This window comes from Streptomyces sp. NPDC059003 (assembly GCF_042740445.1).
Taxonomy (GTDB): Bacteria; Actinomycetota; Actinomycetes; order Streptomycetales; family Streptomycetaceae; genus Streptomyces.
The window spans coordinates 1-4,370 of sequence record NZ_JBHYJH010000341.1 but is presented as its reverse complement, the minus strand read 5'-3'; the positions used below and the strand labels follow the sequence as shown (position 1 = coordinate 4,370).

General features: G+C 68.6%; 4 protein-coding genes and 2 pseudogenes. 5 read left to right on the top strand and 1 reads right to left on the bottom strand.

Annotation, left to right across the window (positions count from 1 at the left end; genetic code table 11):
* The coding region (locus ACFWZ5_RS45010) for a hypothetical protein (RefSeq protein ID WP_384892954.1) at nucleotides 1–1,009 on the bottom strand (1,009 nt) is incomplete at its 3' end.
* A 259-nt stretch (nucleotides 1,010–1,268) separates the two neighbouring features.
* Here ACFWZ5_RS45010 and ACFWZ5_RS45005 point away from each other — a divergent pair.
* From ACFWZ5_RS45005 to ACFWZ5_RS44985, 5 genes and pseudogenes are all read left to right on the top strand, one after another.
* Nucleotides 1,269–1,976, top strand: a complete 708-nt coding sequence (locus ACFWZ5_RS45005) for a hypothetical protein (RefSeq protein WP_384892951.1) — start codon at nucleotides 1,269–1,271, stop codon at nucleotides 1,974–1,976.
* A 64-nt stretch (nucleotides 1,977–2,040) separates the two neighbouring features.
* Nucleotides 2,041–2,190 (top strand): annotated as a pseudogene (locus tag ACFWZ5_RS45000) (IS5/IS1182 family transposase); the annotation flags it as partial.
* 108 nt (nucleotides 2,191–2,298) lie between these two features.
* A complete protein-coding gene (locus ACFWZ5_RS44995; RefSeq protein ID WP_384892948.1) occupies nucleotides 2,299–3,138 on the top strand; it encodes an SAM-dependent methyltransferase in 840 nt (279 codons plus the stop codon).
* A 79-nt stretch (nucleotides 3,139–3,217) separates the two neighbouring features.
* A pseudogene (locus ACFWZ5_RS44990) lies at nucleotides 3,218–3,756 on the top strand (winged helix-turn-helix domain-containing protein).
* On the top strand, nucleotides 3,753–4,301 hold the full coding sequence (locus ACFWZ5_RS44985) for a transposase (protein ID WP_384892957.1): 549 nt from the start codon (nucleotides 3,753–3,755) through the stop codon (nucleotides 4,299–4,301). The pseudogene ACFWZ5_RS44990 and the gene ACFWZ5_RS44985 overlap by 4 nt, the downstream one beginning before the upstream one ends.
* The last annotated feature ends 69 nt before the right edge of the window (nucleotides 4,302–4,370 follow it).

Sequence of the window (4,370 nt, the reverse complement as noted above, 5' to 3'; positions counted from 1 at the left end):
CGCCACGGTGTGGCTGATCTGGCCGACCACCGAGGACGACACCTACGTCCCCGCACCCCTGCGCGCCTTCCGCGACGCCGGATACCGCTTCCAGGGCATCGACTTCGGCGCCTTCCTGCGCCAACTCCCGCCGCCCCCGCGCGCCCTGACCAGCGGTCTGCGCGCCAACACCAAGACCCCGTGGGCCGAGGGAACCGGCCCCATCCTGCCGCTGCACGACTTCCCGGTCTTCCTCGCCGCCTGCCGCCGCAAGCTGCCCGGCAACACCTTCACCGCCGTCCGCGAGGTCTACGACCGCGAACTCCACCTCGCCGAGGCGTGGCTGACCCGCCGCTTCCCAACCGGCCACCACACCACCGAGGGCAGCCCCCGCCACACCCGCGCCCTCGCCGCCCGGCTCACCTTCTACCTGCGCGGTGACCGCATCGACCCCGCCCCCGACCAGGCCCACGCCCTCGTACGCCTCCGCGCCCTCCAGACCGCCCTGTTCTTCCGCGGCTACCTGTTGCGCTGGCAGATGGAGACCCTGGGCACCGGCCCCACCACCCGCCTGCTCAGCCAGCTGACCGCCCGCAGCTGCGACAAGCTCCGCGCCGCCGCCACCATCGAGGACGCCGCCGCGACCGCCCTGTCCATCCACCTCTCGCGCGAGCCCACCGGCTTCGGCCGGATACCCTGCGGCACCACCGCCCCCGACGGCCACGCCGTCCATTTCCCACCCGCCGGCAGCCCCCCCACCGACCCGGACACCCGCCACCTCAGCGTCCCCTGGAAGCGACGCACCCACCGGCACACCACCCTCGACCTCAACGCCCTCCAGGTCCTCCACCTCGAATCCGACGAACCCGTGACCCTGCCCGAACACGCCGCCCCTCTCATCGCCGCCCACCTCGCCTACCGCCGCCACCAAGGCGCCACCGACATCGACCCCCTGTTCATCCACCCCAAGGACCCCGGCACCAAGAGCCCCGAGCCCGGCCTGCGCGAAGCCATCATGCGCACCTGCCACCGCATCCGCCTCAACCCCGCCTGGCTCACCGCTCCCACTGCCGCCACGGCGACGAAGACCAGCACGACGCGTCCCAGGCCGGATGGATGCACCACCGCGGCCTCGACCTCATCGCCCTCAGCGACGACCTCCGCAGCCGCCTGTGACCAGCGACGACGCCAGCTTCGGCCCCCGCCCCGGCCGCCAAAGCCCCTACCCCCGCACATACATCACCGCCCAGAAGAACCACGTCCTCAAGTGACGCCTGCTCGCCGCCGGCATGACCGCCTGGCAGCTCGCCGACCTCCTCGGCATCCACGAACACCAGACGGACCTCGAAGAACTCCCCGACCTGCCCGTCCACGTCCTGCTCGAACTCGCCCGCCGCCTCGACATCCACCCCGCCGACCTCATCGACGGTGCCAACGAACTCTTCGAACGCCCCCGCCAGCGCGAAGTCGTCGACCGCCGACCACCCGGCGCCGACCGCGACGCCCTCACCCTCATCACCACGCTCGCGCACGCCGAGGGGCCTCTCACCGCCGACGCGCTCACGCTCGCCCTGCTCTGGCCCGCACCCCGCCTCGACACCGCCCTCGACCACGCCCGCGCCCACCCCAATGCCGGCGGCGCGCTTGTCTTGCGGCACGTCCCGCCCGACGGATACACCGCCGCCCCCAGGCTCGACGTTCTCCGGCCCGACCAGGCCGACGCCATCGCCGGGCGCAAGAACCTTCATCCCCACATCCGCGGCCCCATCCAGCCCATCGAGGCCGAGGTCCTCCTCCGCGTCTGGGTCGACGGCGGCATCGACACTACCGACGCCGCCCAGCGACAAGCCGTCGAAGACCTCGCCGGCGCCGGGATGGTCACCTGCGGCGACATCGTCGACCATCTCCACGACAACGTCGCCTACAGCCTGCGGATGCTCCCCGAACCGCCACCGGAAGGCACCGGCACCACCGCCGCGCTACCGCAGCCGAACTGACATCCCCGATGGCCAACTCAGTGACATCCGCTGTCCAACCCCACTGATATCTCAATCTCCAACGGCACATGCCCGGTTGAGGGCCCCGGGCGAGCGAGCCTTCGCACAGCTGAAGTCCTGGCGTCTGCTACGGCGAGCTCGATGTTCCACCCGGCGTATCGGCACGATCGTCCAGGCCGTTCACACCCTCCTGACCTGCCAATATTCAGCATGAAAGAGGTTCCGTGACAGAAATTGGATCACGAGACACTAGACACAGGTGAACGTCGCGTGCTAAGGCACTAGGTACGCAACCCACCTGCCTGAACAGGAGCCCACGGATATGCCCGAGACCGGACCTTCGCTCGAAGCCGTGGCCGAGTTCTACTCCAACACCGAAGCGGTGCGGATCCTGTCCGGCGAGAACATCCACCTTGGCTACTGGGCTTCGGGGCAGGGCGACGCCACGCTAGCCGAGGCCCAGGAGAACCTCACCGACCTCGTCGCCGCCCGCACCGGCATCCGCGCCGAGCAGCGACTGCTCGATGTCGGCTGCGGCACTGGCGGGCCCGCCCGTCACATCACGCACACCACCAGGGCACACGTGACTGGTATTTCGCTCAGCGCGAAACAGGTGGAGACCGCTACCGTCCTCAGCCACGAGGAAGGGCTCGACAACGATACCGAGTACCACGTTGCGGATGCCGTCTGCCTGCCCTTTGGAGATGGCTCTTTCGATGCGGCGATCGCGATCGAGTCGATCTTGCACATGCCTGACAAACTCCAGGCGCTACGGGAGATTCATCGCGTGCTCCGTCCCGGGGCGCAACTGGTCATCGCGGACCTCACCATGGCACTGCAGGCGGTACCAGCAATTCCCACTCCGCCGTCGGCCCTTGCCAGGAGTCTGGTGTCCGTCCCATCTCGAGATATCTACCGGCAGCTGGCCTCGGAGGCCGGCTTCCACGTCGAGGACAGCGTCGACATCAGCGAGCAGACGAAACTCTCCTATGCCCAGCTCCTGGAACGCCTGACGCACTCCCGTAACGAACTAATCGCGGTATGCGGCACGGAACAAGTGACGGCGATCGAGGAAATGGTCACATGGCACGCCGCCGCCGCCGACGTCGGCTACATCGGCTACCTCCTGCTAATGGCTCGCAAACCCTCCCAGCGACCATGACGGTTGTGTCGACTACTGACCTTGTCTGTGTGTTGTCGTGAGGGCTGACAGCCGGTGATCGTCGCAGTACGCCGGAGTCGTGAGATATCCGCAAGGCGGTGGCCTGACTGCCGAGCGGCGGGCCTTCCGCGAGCGTATCCGCATGGACGCGGCCGGGATGTTCGTCGCCGGGCAGCGCAACGACGTGATCGCGAAGAGGCTGCGGGTCAGCGTCCGCTCGGTGCAGCGGTGGCGCCGGGCCTGGGAGAACGCGGGGCAGCGCGGCCTGCGCTCGAAGGGATCGGCAGCCCGGCCGGGGCTGAGCGAGACCCTGTTTGCGGTGCTGGAAGAGGAGCTGGCCAAGGGGCCGGTGGCACACGGCTGGCCGGATCAGACCTGGACGCTGGCCCGGATCAAGACCCTCATCGGCGCCGGTTCCACAAGAGCTTCACGCTCTCCGCCATCGCGAAGATGCTGCGGCGCCACGGGTTCAGCCATCAGATGCCAGCCCGGCGGGCAGTGGAACGCGACCAGGAGAAGGTCACCGGCTGGGTGAAGGAGACCTGGCCCGAGGCGGAACCACCGCGGCGGCGCGGGGAGCCCGGCTCTGCTTCGAGGACGAGTCCGGCTTCTCGCTGATGCCGCCCACCCGCCGCACCTGGGCCCGGCGCGGGCACACCCCGGTGGTCCGGGTCCGCGGACGCTCCCACCGCCGCTTCTCCATCGCCGCCCTGGCCTGCTACAAGCACGGCGAGCGTTCACGCCTGATCTTCCGGCCCAAACGGCACGAACGTCCCAAGGGCGCCGGCCGAAGAAGCCTCACATGGAGCGATTACCGGGACCTGCTGATCCCAGCCCACCAACAGCTCGGCGGCCCGATTGTCCTCGTCTGGGACAACCTGAACGTCCACAAGGACGCACGGCTGCGGGCCTTCATCGGCAGGCGTGACTGGATCACGTGCTACTACCTGCCGCCCTATGCCCCGGACTTGAACCTGGTCGAAGGGATCTGGTCGCTCCTGCGCAGGAGCTGCCAGGCCAACACCGCCTTCGCCGACCCCGACCACCTCCTCGGCACCCTCCGCCGCGGCCTTGGCCAGCTCCAATACCGCAGCGATCTCATCGACAGCTGCCTAGCCGCGACCGGACTCGAACGCACGACAACACACAGACAAGGTCAGTAAGCATTTTCAGCGGGGTCATTGAATCTCTTTCATCCCGTTTCTTGGAGGGGGAAAGTGCTGGGCAGGGTG

Coding starts and splice junctions, on each gene's coding strand:
- ACFWZ5_RS44995 (WP_384892948.1), top strand. CDS start 2,299: ATGCCCGAGACCGGACCTTCGCTCGAAGCCGTGGCCGAGTTCTACTCC.
- ACFWZ5_RS45005 (WP_384892951.1), top strand. CDS start 1,269: ATGACCGCCTGGCAGCTCGCCGACCTCCTCGGCATCCACGAACACCAG.